Origin of the sequence: Acinetobacter sp. ACIN00229 (genome assembly GCF_016106645.1) — a bacterium.
In the GTDB taxonomy this organism is placed as follows: domain Bacteria; phylum Pseudomonadota; class Gammaproteobacteria; order Pseudomonadales; family Moraxellaceae; genus Acinetobacter; species Acinetobacter oleivorans.
In genome coordinates this window covers 22,327-40,646 of sequence record NZ_JADWOM010000028.1, presented here as the reverse complement: position 1 = coordinate 40,646, position 18,320 = coordinate 22,327, and the positions used below count along the sequence as shown (strand labels likewise).

17 protein-coding genes are annotated in these 18,320 nt (G+C 39.8%); 4 read left to right on the top strand and 13 right to left on the bottom strand.

Annotation, left to right across the window (positions count from 1 at the left end):
* Positions 1-702, top strand: a 702-nt coding sequence (locus I7H67_RS18480; RefSeq protein WP_198308548.1) for an acetyl-CoA C-acyltransferase, incomplete at its 5' end; no start/stop codon positions are given.
* 10 nt (positions 703-712) lie between these two features.
* A complete protein-coding gene (gene pcaD / locus I7H67_RS18475) occupies positions 713-1,492 on the top strand; it encodes a 3-oxoadipate enol-lactonase (RefSeq protein ID WP_198308547.1) in 780 nt (259 codons plus the stop codon).
* A gap of 64 nt (positions 1,493-1,556) precedes the next feature.
* Here pcaD and I7H67_RS18470 read toward each other — a convergent pair whose 3' ends face one another.
* From I7H67_RS18470 to I7H67_RS18410, 13 genes are all read right to left on the bottom strand, one after another.
* On the bottom strand, positions 1,557-3,044 hold the full coding sequence (locus I7H67_RS18470; RefSeq protein ID WP_198308546.1) for an NAD-dependent phenylacetaldehyde dehydrogenase: 1,488 nt from the start codon (positions 3,042-3,044) through the stop codon (positions 1,557-1,559).
* Between the two features lie 32 nt (positions 3,045-3,076).
* Complete coding sequence (locus tag I7H67_RS18465) at positions 3,077-4,294, bottom strand: hypothetical protein (RefSeq protein WP_198308550.1); 1,218 nt, start codon at positions 4,292-4,294, stop codon at positions 3,077-3,079.
* A gap of 144 nt (positions 4,295-4,438) precedes the next feature.
* Positions 4,439-6,754: a primary-amine oxidase gene (tynA, locus tag I7H67_RS18460; protein WP_198308545.1), complete on the bottom strand. Its 2,316-nt coding sequence runs from the start codon at positions 6,752-6,754 to the stop codon at positions 4,439-4,441.
* A 209-nt stretch (positions 6,755-6,963) separates the two neighbouring features.
* The gene (gene feaR / locus I7H67_RS18455; RefSeq protein ID WP_198308544.1) at positions 6,964-7,878 is read right to left on the bottom strand and encodes a transcriptional regulator FeaR; all 915 of its coding nucleotides are present in this window, start codon (positions 7,876-7,878) and stop codon (positions 6,964-6,966) included.
* A gap of 198 nt (positions 7,879-8,076) precedes the next feature.
* Entirely contained in the window at positions 8,077-9,033 is a 957-nt protein-coding gene (locus tag I7H67_RS18450) for a p-hydroxyphenylacetate 3-hydroxylase reductase component (RefSeq protein WP_198308543.1), read from the bottom strand.
* A 45-nt stretch (positions 9,034-9,078) separates the two neighbouring features.
* Positions 9,079-10,032: a PDR/VanB family oxidoreductase gene (locus I7H67_RS18445; RefSeq protein ID WP_198308542.1), complete on the bottom strand. Its 954-nt coding sequence runs from the start codon at positions 10,030-10,032 to the stop codon at positions 9,079-9,081.
* Between the two features lie 34 nt (positions 10,033-10,066).
* A complete protein-coding gene (locus I7H67_RS18440) occupies positions 10,067-10,804 on the bottom strand; it encodes an SDR family NAD(P)-dependent oxidoreductase (protein WP_198308541.1) in 738 nt (245 codons plus the stop codon).
* A gap of 10 nt (positions 10,805-10,814) precedes the next feature.
* Positions 10,815-11,300 carry an aromatic-ring-hydroxylating dioxygenase subunit beta gene (locus I7H67_RS18435; protein WP_004701406.1) on the bottom strand — a complete coding sequence of 162 codons (486 nt, stop codon included), beginning with the start codon at positions 11,298-11,300 and terminating at the stop codon, positions 10,815-10,817.
* Between the two features lie 10 nt (positions 11,301-11,310).
* Positions 11,311-12,588: an aromatic ring-hydroxylating oxygenase subunit alpha gene (locus I7H67_RS18430; RefSeq protein WP_198308540.1), complete on the bottom strand. Its 1,278-nt coding sequence runs from the start codon at positions 12,586-12,588 to the stop codon at positions 11,311-11,313.
* A gap of 29 nt (positions 12,589-12,617) precedes the next feature.
* The gene (locus I7H67_RS18425; RefSeq protein WP_192453914.1) at positions 12,618-13,151 is read right to left on the bottom strand and encodes a nuclear transport factor 2 family protein; all 534 of its coding nucleotides are present in this window, start codon (positions 13,149-13,151) and stop codon (positions 12,618-12,620) included.
* A gap of 4 nt (positions 13,152-13,155) precedes the next feature.
* Positions 13,156-13,515 carry a hypothetical protein gene (locus I7H67_RS18420; RefSeq protein WP_000387554.1) on the bottom strand — a complete coding sequence of 120 codons (360 nt, stop codon included), beginning with the start codon at positions 13,513-13,515 and terminating at the stop codon, positions 13,156-13,158.
* Between the two features lie 25 nt (positions 13,516-13,540).
* Positions 13,541-14,689: an acyl-CoA dehydrogenase family protein gene (locus tag I7H67_RS18415; protein WP_198308549.1), complete on the bottom strand. Its 1,149-nt coding sequence runs from the start codon at positions 14,687-14,689 to the stop codon at positions 13,541-13,543.
* Between the two features lie 36 nt (positions 14,690-14,725).
* Positions 14,726-15,835 (bottom strand): amidase, encoded by a 1,110-nt coding sequence (locus I7H67_RS18410; RefSeq protein ID WP_198308539.1) that lies wholly within the window; start codon positions 15,833-15,835, stop codon positions 14,726-14,728.
* 149 nt (positions 15,836-15,984) lie between these two features.
* Between I7H67_RS18410 and I7H67_RS18405 the strand changes: the two genes are divergently transcribed.
* Positions 15,985-16,452: a MarR family winged helix-turn-helix transcriptional regulator gene (locus tag I7H67_RS18405; protein ID WP_009392094.1), complete on the top strand. Its 468-nt coding sequence runs from the start codon at positions 15,985-15,987 to the stop codon at positions 16,450-16,452.
* A gap of 414 nt (positions 16,453-16,866) precedes the next feature.
* Complete coding sequence (locus tag I7H67_RS18400) at positions 16,867-18,216, top strand: spinster family MFS transporter (protein WP_198308538.1); 1,350 nt, start codon at positions 16,867-16,869, stop codon at positions 18,214-18,216.
* Positions 18,217-18,320 lie beyond the last annotated feature (104 nt).

Here is an 18,320-nt window from a genome sequence, read left to right as displayed (position 1 = left end):
AAACAGTTTAACGTGAATCGTGCAGATCAGGACCAGTTTGCCTTGGTGAGCCAACAACGCACCGCAAGCGCGCAAGCCAAAGGCTTTTTTTCTAAAGAAATCGTGGCAGTTGAAATCCCTCAGCGTAAGGGTGATGCTGTTGTGATTGATACCGATGAACATCCACGTGCATCAACTACACTTGAAGGTTTAAGCAAACTTAAGCCTGTTGTAAAAGCAGATGGGTCTGTGACTGCGGGTAATGCTTCAGGCATTAATGATGGTGCAGCAGCTCTACTGATTGCTTCTGATGAGGCAGTTCAAGCTTACAACCTCAAACCACGTGCCAAGATCATTGCTTCAACAGCTGTAGGTGTAGAACCACGCATTATGGGTTTTGCTCCAGCACCAGCCATTAAAAAACTACTGAAACAAGCCAACCTGACTTTAGATCAGATGGATGTGATTGAGCTGAATGAAGCCTTTGCTGCACAAGCTTTAGCAGTGACCCGTGATTTAGGTTTACCAGATGATAGCAACAAGGTAAATCCAAACGGTGGTGCAATTGCATTAGGTCATCCACTTGGTGCATCAGGTGCACGCTTAGTGACTACAGCCCTAAACCAGCTTGAACAGACAGGTGGTCGTTATGCCTTATGTTCAATGTGTATTGGCGTAGGCCAAGGCATCGCATTGATTATTGAACGTGTTGAAGCACTTTAAGGAGAAACAAATGCCATCTTTTCAATCTGCCGATGCACAAATTAACTATCAAACTTTTGGCGAACCGTCGTCCCCTGCTCTGGTGTTTTCCAATTCTTTGGGCGCCAATTATGGTATGTGGCAAAAACAGTTTAATGAGTTAAAAGATCAATTTTTTGTGATCTCCTATGACACTCGTGGTCACGGTTCATCATCTACGCCTGACGGTCCATATACTGTAGAGCAATTAGGTGAAGATGTTGTCCGTTTACTGGATCATCTGAATATTAGCAAAGCTGCTTTTTGTGGAATTTCTATGGGTGGTTTAACCGGTCAATGGCTGGCAATTCACTACCCTGACCGTTTTAGTCATGTGGTTGTGGCAAATACTGCCGCTAAAATTGGACAAGAACAGGCATGGCTTGACCGTGCAAAATTAGTACGTGAGCAAGGTTTACAACCGATCGCAGCTACAGCAGCTTCGCGATGGTTTACAGATCCCTTTATCCAAAGTCATCCTTCAATTGTCAACAACCTATGTAACGACTTAAGTGCTGGCAGCGCAATGGGTTATGCCAATTGTTGTGAGGCTTTGGCTAAAGCGGATGTCCGTGAGCAGTTAAAAGACATCAAAGTTCCAGTATTAGTGATTGCTGGAACTCAAGACCCTGTAACAACTGTTGCAGATGGTGAATTTATGCAACAACGCATTCCTCAATCAAAGCTTGCAGAAATAGATGCCTCTCATATTTCCAATATCGAGCAGCCAGAAGCTTTTAATAAAATTCTAAAAGATTTTTTATTAGGTTAATTTTAATGGCTCAAAAGAAATGGCCTATAAAGGCCATTTTTTATATCTCATGGAATCTTTAAACTTAATACCGAATCATGACCGATTTTAATTCGGTGTAATCTTCAATAAATGCATCTGAAAACTCTCTGCCAATTCCTGAAGCTTTTACCCCGCCAAATGGAACTGATGGATCTAAGAACGTATGCATATTGACCCACAAGGTGCCTGCTTCAATCTTAGGAATTAAACGTAAAGCTTTAGATAAGTCATTTGTCCAGATACTTGCGGTTAAACCAAAGCGCGACTGATTCATCAGTTGAACGAGTTCTTCATCAGTTTCGAATGGCATTACCCCAACCACTGGACCAAAAGTTTCCTCTGAAAATAAAGGATCATCGGTATTTTTAAAGGAAATCAAAGTCGGCTGTACAAAATATCCTGTATGATCTAAAGCTTCCCCCCCTGCAATAATCTGGTTGTTTGCTTTTGCCATATCTAAATAATGTTTCACTTTATGAAAGTGTGGCTGATTAGACAGTGGCCCAAACATACTTCCCTCATCCATAGCCGATCCAATTTTGAAACCAGAGAGTGCTTTGGATAGCTTTTCGACCAATTCATCATATTTTGTATGGTGTACAAAAAACCGCTCTGGCGATGCACAAACTTGACCTTGATGTACAAAAGTTGCTTGGAGCAAAGTCGGTAAAATCTCATCAATATTTGCATCAGCCAAGACGGCTATAGCATTTTTACCGCCCAACTCTAGACTTACCCGAGTTAAATCACTGCTCATCGCAAGTTTACCAATCGCAATACCTGTGGGCACTGAACCTGTAAAAGAGACTTTCTTAACCAGCGATGATTCAATTAAATATTGTCCTGTCTCCCCCTTACCCGTAACCACATTAATTACACCCGCTGGAATACCTGCCTCAATGGCAAGTTCAGCTAAACGTAATAAAGATAAGCTGGCAAACTCACTTGGTTTAAGCACAATGGTACAGCCAGTTGTTAAAGCTGAGCCGATTTTCCAAACACCAATCATCAGCGAAAAATTCCAAGGCACAATCCCTGCAACCACACCAATCGGTTGTCTTAAAGTAAAGGCCGTATATTTCTCACCTTGCATAGACGGAATAGAGGGTTGCATGGTTTGACCATTAATTTTAGTTGCCCAACCCGCAAAATATCTTAAGAAAATAACAGATTGTGCGACTTCAAGATGTCTTGAAATATTGATAAGTTTTCCAGTAGACAACGACTCGAGCTGTGCAAGCTCTTCACCATATTGCTCAATTAAATCTGCTAGCTTGTTCAGTTTAACGCCACGTTCATACGGCGTAGTTTCAGCCCAAGCATTTTGAAAAGCATGTTCAGCACTTTTCACCGCATTTTCGACATCGTGTTGACTACCAATACTAATTTGAGCAACAACTTGTTCAGTCGATGGATTTACAATATCCACTTTGTCTAAATGCTCGGCAGCAACTAACTTTCCATCAATAAAGTGTCCATGTTGACGTGCCATAAATTGCTGTACGCTTTGTAAAATCTGAACTTCACTCATTTTATTTCTCTCAATTCATTAAAAAGGATCTATTAATAGATGTATTGCAGAATCAACTGCGCATATACATTGGTCTTGTCATCGTAGTTTTGAGTACCACCACTATGGATATCGTGTTTTGGTTTATAGAGTCCCACTAAAGGAATAACGTTGAATTTTTTATTAACCGACCAGACCGAAAATACATCCAGCTCATGTCCGTCTACATTAGTTAAAGACTTATTTACTGTTTTGAACTTATAGGCCAAAGCACCCAACATAAAATTTTCTTTCAAGTTCATCATGTAAGAGACTTGATGAATATCTGCATTTTTATTAAATGGACCAGCATAGTTTCCGGCAACTTCGCCCTGAAACCATGTACCAAACCCGACTGTATTTCCATAAAACATAGGGTCGTATTGGTCTGAAAAATGACTAAAACGATAGCCTAATGAGGGGGTATATTTTGAAGATAAAAAGTTATAGTTCAGCGCTAAGTAGCCAGCATTTTCGTGGCTATCTTTTTTATCTTGCACCACAAACTCAGTTTTAACTTGTAGCTCTGGTAAAGGTTGATAATTCAAGCGTAAGGCATAATTCTTAAGATCCTGACGTCCTGAAACCTGTTCAGCATCTTTAAGATCTAATACGTTTAAATAGGTAAACCCAACGCCCTTATCTTTAAGCTGATACATCAGATCAGTCAAAAATAGTTCAGGTGAAAATTGTGCTTTATTGTCCGATTTTAAATAAGCCAGCTTTAGCGTTGTATTCTCTTGCGGTTTGTATTGAAGCAAACTTGTAAAATCAAAGCTGCGTCGTGCTGCCAGATAATATGCTCCGCCCCGATCTAGGGTGCCATCCGCAGGCGCTTTACCAAGATTTAACGCATCACCCGCAATGAAGAACCCATCACCAATCATGATAATTTGTCGACCGATACTTAAATCATAGGTCGTTAACTCATCTTTATTGGTGCCGTCTTTAAAACCAATGATCCATTCATTCACATCTGTTTTACGTTCTTTGCCATTACTATTTTGGCCGGCGTCACCATCACCAAATGTTGCCGAGCTAATACCGCTCAAGCTTGCATAGAGCTGATTGTTTTTAAAGGTGTAGTTTCCCTTCGCACCATATTTAAGATGACCTTCTTGCCAATTGACTCTTTCATCATCTAGGTTTTCGCCGTTATAGCTTTTGCCGCTACTAAAAGCCCCAAAAGTTGCTTCAAAAGTTGGCTTAATTTCAAGCTCACCAGCATGCACAGTTGAAAAAAATGAGACAAAGAGAGTCCCTCTCACAACCTGAGAAAATAAATTTTTCATTGAGAAATTCCTTTTTTGCGAACGGCCTAACCGTGCTCAAGGATGGGTAACCGATTCGTTACCCACCCTAGATCATGCACCTGTTTAATGATGGTCGTGCTGTGTGTTTTGCTCGTCTTCACCCAAGTTTAAAGTCGGCGTGTTGTCAAAGAAGTTCCAAGGTTTGATGAGTGTATTTACCCATTCTGTTGGCATGATTGGCCACTCTTCAGCACGTGCCACATGCGTTGTACCTGTTGTCATCCACACCACAAGGTCTTTATTTTCAATATTTTCATTGTTGCCAATGAATTGTCCTAAGCCTGTATCATGAGTTGAACGGTTTGAATATTTCCCTTCAGGATAGCGTTCGTCTGGATTGTACTGAGTCACCCAAATTTGCTTATCCATAAAGTTCAAACGTTTAAATAACCATTCATCTTTAGAAAAATTGGCTCCTTTCGCCACAGGGTGTGTTCCACCTGCAAACGGAATGAGTTGGTAAGAAACTGGATTACCTAATTTATTTTCCTTGTTGAAATTCGTGAGTAAGCGAATGGTAGACGGATCAAATTTTTCAGCCGCATTTTGCTCATTCGTAATGACTTTACTATCAATTTGCATTGAGCTTGTACGAACACCACCTTTGTCATTAGCTTTCACCACAGGGTCCATATGCATAAAGCTGTTGTTTTCCCCATCTACGTCCATGTCTAAACGGAAATTATAGATGTGCTGATGCGTTGTACCCACAATATTATGGTCAATTAAAGTTCCATATTTAGTGTCTTCTTTTGCGGTACTGTCATGCATGGTGCGTGATTTAACACCTTTAACAGCTTCAATACCTGTTGCACCCGCATTAATCCCAATTACACCATTTTGGGCAAATACCCAGTCAAACATGTAATCATAGTTCCCCACTGTACTAATCCAGCGCACAACAAGTTCACGGCGGGCTTCACTCGCATCTTGGTTACCAAAAATTTCGTGATGTTTATATTCAGGCCCAGCATAACGTTCAAACACGGCAATGGCATTTGGAATCACTTGTGGCTGGCCTTTATAGTCTGCAATCACGGCATCAAGTAAAACAGCGTTGTCGGGTGCATCTGTTCCCGGAAGAATAGATGAGGTAAGGGTTCCCATACCATATTCGCCAGAGTCCAAATAAGATTTGAAGTACCAACCAATATCAGGGTCACCATATGGAACTACCATTCCACCCAAGTTCCCTTCATACATGACTTTACGCTTAACGCCTTTATCTTTATAGGTCACGGTTGAAAGCTGTAAGCCAACACGAGAATCTAACGCTACATGCAAACACCAGTTCCCCCAATGTATGGTTTGACCTGTAATGCTAAAGTTCTTACCCTCAGGTTCAGAAATATTGAGTGGTTTTAGCTTACTTGCTACGGGCTTATTCGACATATAAGGTCGATTTGCCATCGGCACAGGAATGATCGCACCTTCTTCAATCTTGATAATTTTTTCTTTATCTAAATCGACTACAGCAACTAGGTTCTCAATAGGATGCGCCCAATAATTGCCATCGCCGACATCGAGGTAAGCAACAACTTTTAATATATTGAGTTGTTTGTCTAGACCATCTTTACCGCCAAAATATCCAACAGTTAGTGGAGTAGCAATCACTTTCTTCACATCGGAAATGCCGCGTTTGCGTAACGCGTCTTGATATTCTTTACTTGTCTCAATTACGCGCTGTACAGCTTCAAAATTATCAAGCAGCACCATTCCATGAGTGTCTTTAAGTACATTCCATTTGGTGACTTGTTGAGTGTTAAGGTTAACTTCACCTTCAATCGCTTGACTCCCCTTTAATAAAATAAATGAGGCAATACGATCTTCTTTAAATTCTTTGTGATTAATAAAGTAATCCCAGACTTTGGCTTTTTCAGGTTCTTTAAGCTTTAACTCGGCAAAACGCATATTTTTATAGGCGTATTTCGAGCGATTAATCACATCAAAGGTCTTTTTAATTTCGTCAGAGTTTAGGCTATTGAGCGGGTGAAACGTATTTTCAATTTTAAAAGTTTGATCTAAACCAGACTGGAATACTTCATTAAAAAAGTCTTTTCCAATAACAGGCTTACCATCTTTGATTAGTAAAGGCACGCTGAGCTTGAAAGGTTTGCCGTTCACCAAAACCTGATCTGAATTGGGTTTAGCTCGAACCACCATAGAACCTTTGGTGATCATATAAGTATTGGTAAAATCATCTTTGACAACTTTAGCGCCTTGCTCACTCATGTTTTGATAAAGTGAGACCATTTCGGCCTTGCCACCATGCGCAAACGCTTGAGTATTGAGTCCCCAAAAGCTTGCAGCGATTGATAAGTTAAGTGCCAGTATTTTTTGTATGTCATTCAATAATCGTTGTTTACGCATTGGTTTCATCCTTTTGGTCTATCCCTGAACTATCTGAATCAGACAGTTAAAATGCACTTTCCTGTGAGTGAAATTAATTAGATTAACTTAATAGTTTTATGATTATTAAGCTTATCTAGCCTGCTCTAATGAATTTAATTTCAACACAGTTACATAGGGCTAGCTTGTTCAAGAATGACGTCGAACTTGTCTAAAAATGACATTGTTAGATGAAAGATTTAAACCGACATACCCTCTCTAAATTCTTTAGGGGAGATACCATAAGTCTTTTTAAAGATCTTTGAGAAATGCGCCCCATCCCAAAAACCCCATTTCAAGGCAATTTGGGTAATTGAGCTTTGTTTATTTCTTTTATCAAGCAAATCTGCTTTGACTTTTTCTAGACGTTTGAGCTGTATATATTTGTTAATCGATAATTTTTCTTGAAGAAATAGACGGTAAAGATGACGTAGAGATACCCCAATATGCTCTGCAATTAATTTAGGTGTTAAATCGGGTTTTGCTAAGTTTTCTATAATATAACGCTCAGCTTTTTCCATGAGGTTATTTGAGCTATTAATATTTTTATAATTAATTGTCGGTTTGATTAAGGCAATCAATGCATCTTCAAAAGCATTACCATCTTCAGTTGCGTACCAAAGTTTGATGTTTTCAGCAGACATATTTTTCAAAATATTCTTGAGTAAAAAACCACTCATATTTTGCGTAATCAGTTTTCCAAAATATTCGGTACTAATATTTTCTTTCAGTAATTTTTCACGCGACAGATGGACTGAAATCTGACTTACTAAACCTTGCGGATACATTGAAATGGTTTCGACTGGGTCGACCAACACAATATCTCCTTCATTTAGGCTAAGAGTTTCATTTTTATACTCGAGCAGCATTTTTCCCGAATACTGCAAAATCAAAAAACAAAAGCGATTATTCACTCGATCAATTTCATCGGCTTTCCGGACAATCTTATTGGCATTGTTTTTGATAAAAGCTATTTCGGTATCACCCAATAAAAAGCACTGAACTTCACCAATGAATAAATTACGGGTTCCGTCAAAATCGGTTTCAAAATTGCCGCACACACTTTTAATATGGTGCGTCCATGTGAGTAATGCATCGCTTACATATTGGTTCATCCCTTACCTCTCTATACATGTGCCACCGTTCAAGATTTTGCGTTTGTGGTGGTGCACTGTCTTGGCTTATTTGCAATCTTGTTTTATTAATAAACAAATTGTGTGCCAAAAATTCCTTATCCTTGGAATTGTTTTGATGATAGTCAGCTAGATGTAAAGAAGCTGATAAATCAATTCAATTTATCAGCTTAATGGGACTTATGCTACTCCTGCAAAATCTCGCAGCATGGTAATAAAAATATTCTTTTGTTCCTCAGAATACTTTTTAAACACCTCATTTTGGTGGCTATCAGCAATATCAAACAAATACTGTGCCGTTTGTTTACCCTTTTCCGTTAGTGCATATAAATTATCATGATCAACCAATAATCCTTCAAATTTTAGAATTTCAGCCGACCGTTCAACTTCTTGCATTGGCATAGCAATATCACGCGGTAAATCTTCCTTACTTGAAGCAGTACCACTGGCTAAAACGAGCAAAAGACGTGATTCACTGGTACGGAACCCTGAAGCCATTTGCTTAGGAATATAGTCGGTTTGATAAGCTTTAAAAGCACGACTCATCAAATAGCAAACATTATTATATAAGTGCCCATAATGTGTTTGGTCTACGCCGTTCTGTCCAGTTTGCTTAACTTGAAGACTTGGATGCGGCATGACACAAGAATATGCGCCTTGATGGTAAACCAGCGGGCTTCGACCTTGGTCATGGAAACGAACCACTTTACCAACAATAATCCAGTGGTCACCACCCTCAATCACTTGATAGCGTTCGCACTCAAACACCGCAGAACAATTTTCTAAAATAGGTGCGCGTCCTGCACCAAGTTGAAAATTGGTGTCGGCAAATTTATCAATATTGCGTCTCGAAAACTTATTAGACAGCTCAATTTGGGTACCCGATAAAATATTGACTGCAAAATGTGTCGCCTCTTCAAACACTGAAAAACTTGAAGACTTTTTATCAATACTCCACAAAATAAGCGGTGGATCGAGTGACACCGAGTTAAAACTATTTGCGGTTACACCGACTTTCTCACCTTGTGCATTTTGTGCGGTAACAATGGTAACGCCTGTTGCAAAATTTCCTAATGCTCGTCGGAACTGTAATGGATCGACCGTAAACTCATCTATTTGTTGTAATACATTCATCATCTTTCTCCTAAACCTTCTCTTACATCCATATAAATCGGGAGAGCATTAGATATCTAAAACTAATCTCGGTGTTTTCGAGCGCGAACAGCACACCAATATTTGTTCATTGCTGGCTTTTTCTTCATCAGTAAAATAAACATCTCGATGGTCAGGTTCGCCTTCAATTACATCGCACATACAGGTTCCGCATACGCCTTGCTCGCAAGACATTTCAATGTCGATCCCTTCTTTAGCTAAAGCTTGCAAAATGGTTTCGCCAGCCTCAACCATAATGATTTTTCCACTACGCTCAGCCACCACCTCAAATGAATCTCCTGAAGTATCTGTTTCAACTTGGAAATATTCTTTGTGGATTTGCTGTTCAGGAAAATCGTGAGTCGTGGCAAGGTTAATCACCCAGTCCATGAAACCGACTGGACCACACGTGTAAATATGGCTTTCCGAGTCAATATCTTTAATGGCAGATTCAAAAAATGCTCGGTGGCTTGCACCTTCGGATTTAAAATGGAAGGTTGTATATTTTGCTAACTCACCCTTTTTAATTTCATCAACAAAAGCACAGTTCTCAGCGCTAGCACCACAGTAATGAAGCTCAAATGATTCGCCTTCGTGTGCAAGTTGATAGGCCATCGTGATTAACGGTGTAATCCCGATACCACCGCCAATCAATACACTGTGTTTGGCTTTTAAAAGTGGAAATAAATTTTTTGGTTCACTGACCTGAATTTGCATGCCATCTTTAATTTCATCAAAAGCCGAGACTGAGCCACCACGTGATTCAGGGTCACGTAAAATTCCAAGGCGGAACTTTCCTTCGTCATTTGGATTTTGACAAAGTGAATATTGACGCACCATGCCATTCGGTAAGTGCACATCAATATGCGCACCCGCTTCAACTTTTGGCAATGTTGTAGAAGTTGCAGATTCAAATTCCATGACTGCAATATTTCCACCTTCCACATGGCGATTTTTAACGACAACATCATAAAGTGTAGTCATGATTTAACTCCCTTTTCATGGTTAAGCGATTGGCTTAACGCATGAATAAACCACCGTTAATATCCCATGTTGCACCAGTCACAAACCCCGCATTTGGACTCGCAAGCAACCCACAAGTTTCAGCAATAAAATGCATACTTCCTAAGGCTTTAACCGGAATATTCTGGATGAACTGTTCCATTTTTTCATCTGACACCACGCTATGAACGATTGGTGATTCCATTGGACCCGGTGCAACCGCATTGACCGTCACCCCTTTTGCCGCAAACTCTTTGGCAAAAATTTTGGTTAACGTCACAATCGCACCTTTGGTTGCCGCATAGTGTGCACCCGTTGCAGTACCGCCATTTTGTCCCGCTAACGAGGCCATATTAATGATGCGTCCATAGCCTTTTTTAGCCATATATTGACCAATAATTTGACAAGCTTGAAAGGTGCCGCGTTGGTTAACTTGGGTCACCCAATCAAAATCGGCTGCAGTAATTTCTAATACGGGCGTTGCTTTGGTAACGGTGGCATTGTTAATTAACACATCAAGTTTAGAAAATTTCTCTTCAATCCATTGCACGGCAGCATGAAAATCTGCTTCGACAGAAATATCTAATTTCAAGGGAAACATATTTTGTGCATATTGACTTTGTACCTTGGCATTTTCGGCTTTTTCAAACGTACTCGCTGACAAAATCACTTGATGGCCTTGGCTCGCAAAATATTCAGCAATCACATTACCGAGTCCAGAAGCAGCACCTGTCACTAAAACAACTTGTTTCATGTTACCGCTCCTAAAGAATGTAGCTAATACCAGCTAAGGTATCGGTTGAGTTAACCAAGTTAATGATTTTACGGTTAATCTTAAAGCCTGTAGCCGCATCACGAGTCAAATGGTAAGTAATATCAGCTGTGTAATGCTTGAGGTTTTCTTTACGAAATTCACGTAAATTTTGAGCACAACGCAAAACGATTTCATCATCCTGATCTTGAATCACTCGTACACGAGAAATGCTACGCACAGTATTGGCTTTAGGTGCTGTAGAAATCGCTTCACCATTTTCCAGACGCTCTACACGCAAAGTGCGCATATGATTATCGTCATAGGCATAATTTAAGTTGTTTTCGTAGTCAGTAAGGTTTGGGTCAATCGGAATGATATAAACACCCTTTTCATTCCATAAATTGAGCCATTCACGGTATTCACTATGGTCTAACATATCTGCTTCAGCCCAGATGAAAGCAGTGACTTCATTTAATAATTGCAGATTCATATTCATTGCTCTCTCCTTAAGCCGTCATCATCTTTTTCCACTGCTGATATGCTGCACGCATACCAGTTTCAGCACTGACATCACTTTTTAAGCCATCTTCGGTTTTGACTTCGCCTGGTAAACCACGGTTCAGCATGATCCATAAATCATTACCCGCATTGGCACCATGTTGTACGCGTTCCCAAGCTTCCGAGTCATCTGGCGTACCAAAACCAAATGGACCTTGGAAATGTTCATGCAAACGTAAGCGATATTGGTTGGCAATTTGTGGACCGCCGTCCATCGTAATCACCGAGTGATGAATTTCTGTTTCAGCAACTGAAATTGGCTGTAATACACGGAAGAACGCCATCGAACATGCAATATTCGGGAATAAATTTAAGTTAAAGCCAGAACCACCGACTGCACGAACAATACGACGTACTTCTAACTCTTCATGACCTTCGTCGCGCAAAGCTTGAGCCAAGTCTTCAAAACGTTCTTGAATTGGACGCTCCATGAGCTCTTCGTCTAAATCAACCAGTTCAGGAATCATCACCATGACACTGTGACCATTCCCTAAGTCTTCAACAAACCCCGGCTGATTTTCGAAGTTAAAGAGTTCTTCGGTTTTTTCATCGACAGAACTCAAGAATGACTTGTGTACCAATGGGAAGTGATAGGCATCGGTGGTATTTTCAAGCTGGATTTTCCAGTTACCCGGGAAACGGAAGCGGTGTTCACCTAGCACTTTAATTGGATAACCCGCGCCTTGTTTCATAAACAGGTCAATCCATTTTTTTGCAGGTCCAAGGAACTCTTCAAGCGGTTGAATATCTTCTTTAAATGAAGCGAAGATCATGCCGTTATATTCTTCTACACGTAGACTCACCAGTGGTAATTCAGACTTATCTAAACAATCGCCGTAACTTTCCGGAGATGGCACACCACGTAAACTGCCATCAAGTGCATAACTCCAACCGTGGTACGGACATACAAAACTATTAGTTTTTCCTTTTTTATGTTCGCATACGGTTGCTGCACGGTGACGGCAACGGTTTAAAAGTACATGGACTTTCTTTTTACGGTCACGCACTGCAACAACAGGCTGTTTACCAATGTTAATGGTTTTATAGTTTCCACCTTCTGGAATTTCGCTGGCATGCGCAACCCACACCCAAGTGCTATAGAAGATTTTTTCCATTTCTTCATCAAAAATGCGTTCATCTTTATAAAGAGAAGTATGGGCACGGTCACTTTGAACCAAAGTATCGTAATCAGTGCCAATGTTATGCGTTGGGATAATACTGTTCATATCAATAGTCCTTTTAAATATGTCCTGGGTCATTCCTGGGAAGGTACTGGCAGTTCGGCTTCACTATGCCAATGCGATACGGGACGACTGAAAATATTCTGTGTCTGGAAATGTTTAATCTTCCATGTTCCATCTGCTTGCTTTTGAAACTTCACGTTGAGCTTTGCTGTATTTAAGTGACTACGGCCATCTTTAAACGTTGAAGTTTGCAACATCAGCCATGAAGCATTTGCATCATTTTGATTTACATAAATTTGTTCTGAATTTACAAAGTGTGCATTCATAACAAAGTGAGATTCTTTTTGCGTATAGCTTTTAAACATGTCGTAAATCGACTGCCAAGAATCATAACGGCCAAAGGATTTGGCATATTTCTCGCCAATACCTTCCCAAATACAGTCTTGATCAAAAAGATTCATCAACTCGTCAAGATCAGTATTTGCATTAAGCTCATCACAGATTTCCATATAACGGTTCAGACAATTACGAATGGCGTTGTGCGCTTCTAACTGTTCTAGTCGTTCTATGATTTCTGCAAAATTCACTTTGTCATTCATTGCCATCGCCTTAACGTTGGATAATTAATTCGCGCCCAACACGAGCTTCAACTTTGCAATATTTCCAAAGTTTGTATGGCCCTTCACCCACTACCGTCGTTCTAAACAAATTACAAGCCGCATGTACTGTTTCAATATCTGGTACATCTGCAAGCAAGTACGTAGTCCAAGGCCAGCCAGCACTTGGGCCAACCATGCTTTGGTCATCATCAAGATTTCCAAAAACATGTACACCCGGTAAGTCATGAATGCCATTCCACATTTCACCAAACGCTGCCCAAACTGCTTTTGCTTCAGCAGGTTCTGCGTCAAAAAAGTTTTGGTTAATACCCATGCAGAACAAAACGCGTAATGATTTTTTAGCTTCCATCTCAATATCCTTTTAAAAATTAAACTTATAAATAACCTGGGGTTGGCTTTAACCCGAAACTGATTGAGCCTGCATTTTGTAAGGTCGCATCGCCCATAAAAGCATGCTGAGTCACCACGTTGGTGTCATTCACAAAACGGCTAAATGGATTGTTGGTATAAATTGCTGTCATACCCGCGAGCATTTGTATTTTTCGGGTGACTTTGGCGCAAACTCGCGCTGCATGAGTACATGCCAGACGCATATCGCTAATTTGTTCAGCAGTTGCTTCACGCCCAGTAATAATTTCATTCCAGACAATATCCATGGTTTGATAAAACCAAGATTTTGCAGCCTGAAACTCTGCATCAGCTTGAGCGAACTCATATTGAGTCACTGGGCGGTTGGCAATTTCTGACCCGCCTGTAATGGACGCTTTACCCGGTGCTAATTTTTCAAATTCTTCTAATGCGGCAGCTGCAACACCAATACCCACCACGGTTAATACTTGAGTCGCTAAAGACAGTGACGGATATTTAAAAAATGGCTCGCTGAGTTTTGAGGGTTCACCACGTACAAAGGTCCATTTCTTTTCAACCAATACATCTTCAACGACTAAATCATGGCTTCCCGTACCTTTTAGACCAACGGTGTCCCATGTCATTTCAATTTTGGCTTTTTTCGCAGGCATCACTGCCATGCGTGGTAAGCCTTGCATTTCATTGTTTTTAAGCGGTGAAATCCCCACACCAACAATGTCAGCGCCCATACAGCCACTTGAGAATTTCCAACGTCCACGAACCACTACACCTTCATCTGTAATTTCAGCAGGTTGTGGTGGGAAAATACCTCCGGCAAACACCACATCTGGTCCGTTTTGGTACAACTCTTTAAGTGTATCTTCAGGCAAACTTCCCAAATACGCAGGACTCATACCGAAACTTGCCACCCAACCCACTGAACCGTCAGCTTTAGATAAAGTTTCGATTAACTCGCAAAACTGCCGTGGAGACCATTCTTCACCGCCAAAACGTTTCGGAACCAAAGCACGGTAAACACCGATTTGCTTAAGCTTTTCAATAACGTCTTGGCTCACATAGGCCTGATTATCAAATTCACCTGTACAGGCACGCTCACGGATTTCTTGGCACAAAGCATCTAAGTCAACTGCTTTGTCTTGAGAAGCAAACTCCATTTTAGACAATTTATTCATCATCTAACTCCTTGTAATTTATTGCATTGCATCAACACAAAATTTAGCTATTGCGCATAATTGCTCATCTTTTTGATGCTTTGATACGATCTGTAAGCCCACAGGCAAACCTTCACTGGTTTCAAGTGGCACTGAAATACCTGGATGTCCTGATAAATTAAATGGTCGAACTAAACTGGTAAGATTCAAAAAAGCGACCGTGTTTTCAGCTTCAGAAACTTTTGGTGGAATTTGCGGAAGTGTCGGTAGAACCAATGCATCATATTTTTCTAATAAAGCATCGAGTTCTTGGGTCAGCTGTGCTCCCACAACTTCTGCTTGTTTCACTTGCTCTAAAGTTGTTGCGGCAGCTTTTAATAAACGACCATTTACATCAGAACCAATTAAGCCGGTTTGAGTTAACTCACCAAAAGCTTGCCAATTTTCATAATTAATAATCTGCATGCCTGCGTCATAAGCCGCTTCAAAATGTTCAACTTTTTCTGAAGTGGTCTGTAAATTGGCTTTTTGAATTGCTTGATGAATACAGTTCCAAACAACCTCATCTGCTTTTACATCGAGAACAGCAAGTTTTGGTGTACGAGTAAATTCAGTAGGTTTGAAAGTTGGATCAATAATTTGCATCGCCTTTTCAATCATCTCGACTGAATTTGCAAAAGGACCAACGCAATCTAAAGAGCTAGATGGTGGATATATGCCTTTTCTGCTGACACGGCCAAAAGTTGGTTTTAAACCAAAAACTCCGCAGCACGCAGCGGGCATACGAATAGAACCACCCGTGTCGGTACCTAAAGTAAAGTCAGCTTGTTTTGCTGCAACTGCCGCAGCCGAACCACTCGAAGAGCCGCCTGGAATAAGTTCAGAATATTTGGGATTAACAGGTGTACCAAAAGCGTGGTTAATGCCTGTAATACCAAAAGCCAATTCGTGCAAATTTGTTTTCGCAATAATTTCACAGTCAGCTTTTAAAATGTTTTTAACCACCTCAGCATCATCTTGAGCAGGTTCAACATTTAATAAAGCTCGACTACCAGCAATGGTTTTTAGACCTTGAATATCAATTGTGTCCTTGACCATCACCTTGAGCTTGCCACTTCCTTTGTGCACGCTTTGGCTAACAATATTCATTCACTTTTCCATGTATTTTTACTCATTAATTAAAATATCGGAAAATTTAATGGAATTGTCAAGTATTTTTTATAATTTGTTCCCAAGGAAATATCCAAAATTTTGTTTATAATAGGATTACCCTTTTTTCACTAAGTTATTGCTTAGCTATGCTTGATCATTTAGAACAATTTCTTCCTAATAAAGAACCGTCGAGTATTCAAAACTTCCCTTTTTTTTGGGTTTCTCAAGTTAACGGAAAATATTCACAACTCATTGAAAAATCAATAAAAAAACTAGGTATTGATAATACACGCCGTAAAATCATTTTAAGTACTAATGCTTTGGGTGAAGCCAGTATTACCGATATCGCTAATCTTTCTACCTTAAAGTTAACTACGGCAACAAAAGCTGTATATCGCTTAGTAGAAGATGGAATTGTCGAGGTCTACTCTTCTACCACCGATGAACGCATCTCGATGGTGAAATTAACGGCCAAAGGTGTTGAGCTGGTTGAACAGATTAATCAAATTAGTGTGGTCACCTTAGCGGGCATCCTAAATGCCTTTTCAGAAGATGAGCTGCACAATTTAAATCACCAGTTAAAAAAATTATTTGACCTCATGCCATCAAGTTGATTATTTGACTTGATATCGGGTTCAATACGCTCAAGAGCAGTATGAAACAGTTCCTCTTTTCTCGCTGCTCTTTATAAAACAAGTTTTAATACTAAAAAACAAATAAAAATCAGGTCTTTAATTCTATAAATTATTACTATTTGTTTACTTAATATACTTTTTAGGTATTCTAACATACTCAATAAGTAATGGAATTTTACATATAAAAAGAAAATAATAATTCCATGATCTTTAAAAACCCATTAACTCCTAATTGGGTTTAGACACACTCTTCCGGTCTGTACGAGACCAAATTACTCATTTCTAGCCTATTTATTATTCTTATCTAAAAGGGGGAAATATCGAAAACTTCAGAGGAATAATAAAAGTTAGATATCAATTTCTTTAAGCGTTTTATACATAAGGATTAAGTGTATGAACCAAAGTAATATCGCTGTTGAAAGGACACAAAAGAAAAGCAATGCTTATGCATGGTATGTCGTCACACTTTGTATGTTGGCATATATATTTTCATTTATTGACCGCCAAATTCTGGCGCTGATGATTGAACCCATCAAAGCAGATCTCCAACTTTCAGATACACAATTTAGCCTGTTACATGGCCTTGCCTTCTCACTGTTTTATGCGGTTATGGGTTTACCCTTAGCCTATATTGCTGATCGTTTTTCACGACCAAAATTGATTTCAATCGGGATTATTGTTTGGAGTTTAGCAACGGCCACTTGTGGTTTAAGTAAAAACTTTATCCAACTGTTTTTAAGCCGTATGGCGGTCGGTGTAGGTGAAGCGGCTTTATCTCCAGCCGCTTATTCAATGTTCAGCGACATGTTTAGTAAGGACAAACTAGGACGTGCTGTCGGGATCTATTCAATTGGCGCTTTTTTAGGTGGTGGTATCGCCTTTTTAGTTGGCGGTTATGTCATTAACTTGCTTAAAGGCGTGACACTCATTGAAGTTCCACTATTAGGCGCACTTAAAGCATGGCAAATTGCCTTTTTTGTAGTAGGTTTACCCGGCATCATTATTGGTATGCTATTTATTCTGACCGTTAAAGACCCTGCACGTAAAGGCCAACAGCTCAATCAAAATGGACAAGTTGACCAAGTCAAATTCTCACAATGTCTTCAGTTTATTAAAAAACATTCGAAAACATTTACATGTCATTATTTAGGTTTTACCTTTTATGCAATGGCACTCTACAGCCTAACTAGCTGGACACCTGCATTTTATATTCGAAAGTTTCAACTCGCACCGACTGAAACAGGTTACATGCTCGGCACAATTCTGTTAGTCGCAAATACCTTAGGTGTGTTTTGTGCAGGTTGGTTAAATGATTGGTTTATTAAAAAAGGACGCCAAGATGCACCGATGTTCACTGGTGTGATTGGGATTGTTGGCCTGATTATTCCAATTGCATTTTTTACCCAAACAGATCAGCTATGGCTTTCAGTAAGCTTACTGATTCCTGCAATGTTCTTTGCATCTTTCCCTCTAGTAATTTCAGCAACTGCTCTGCAAATGTTAGCCCCAAACCAATTTAGAGCACGTCTTTCTGCCCTATTCCTTTTAGTGAGCAACTTAATTGGACTCGGTATTGGTACAACATTGGTGGCCATTATCACAGATAAAGTTTTTGGTAGTCCGTTAATGGTGGGTTCTTCTTTATCTATTGTAGGTGGTCTGTCGTGTGTACTGGCTCTAATTCTGCTTTTTAAAGGCTGCAAATTCTTTAGTGAAAGTATGAAGCTTGAAAAATTAAATTAATAGATCTTACCAATTGCCAAAATATACTCTCTAACCAAACGCTTAGAGAGTACCGAAATATTCAAAATTACGTAGTGCCGAGGACTGGCATACATCTGGGAAAT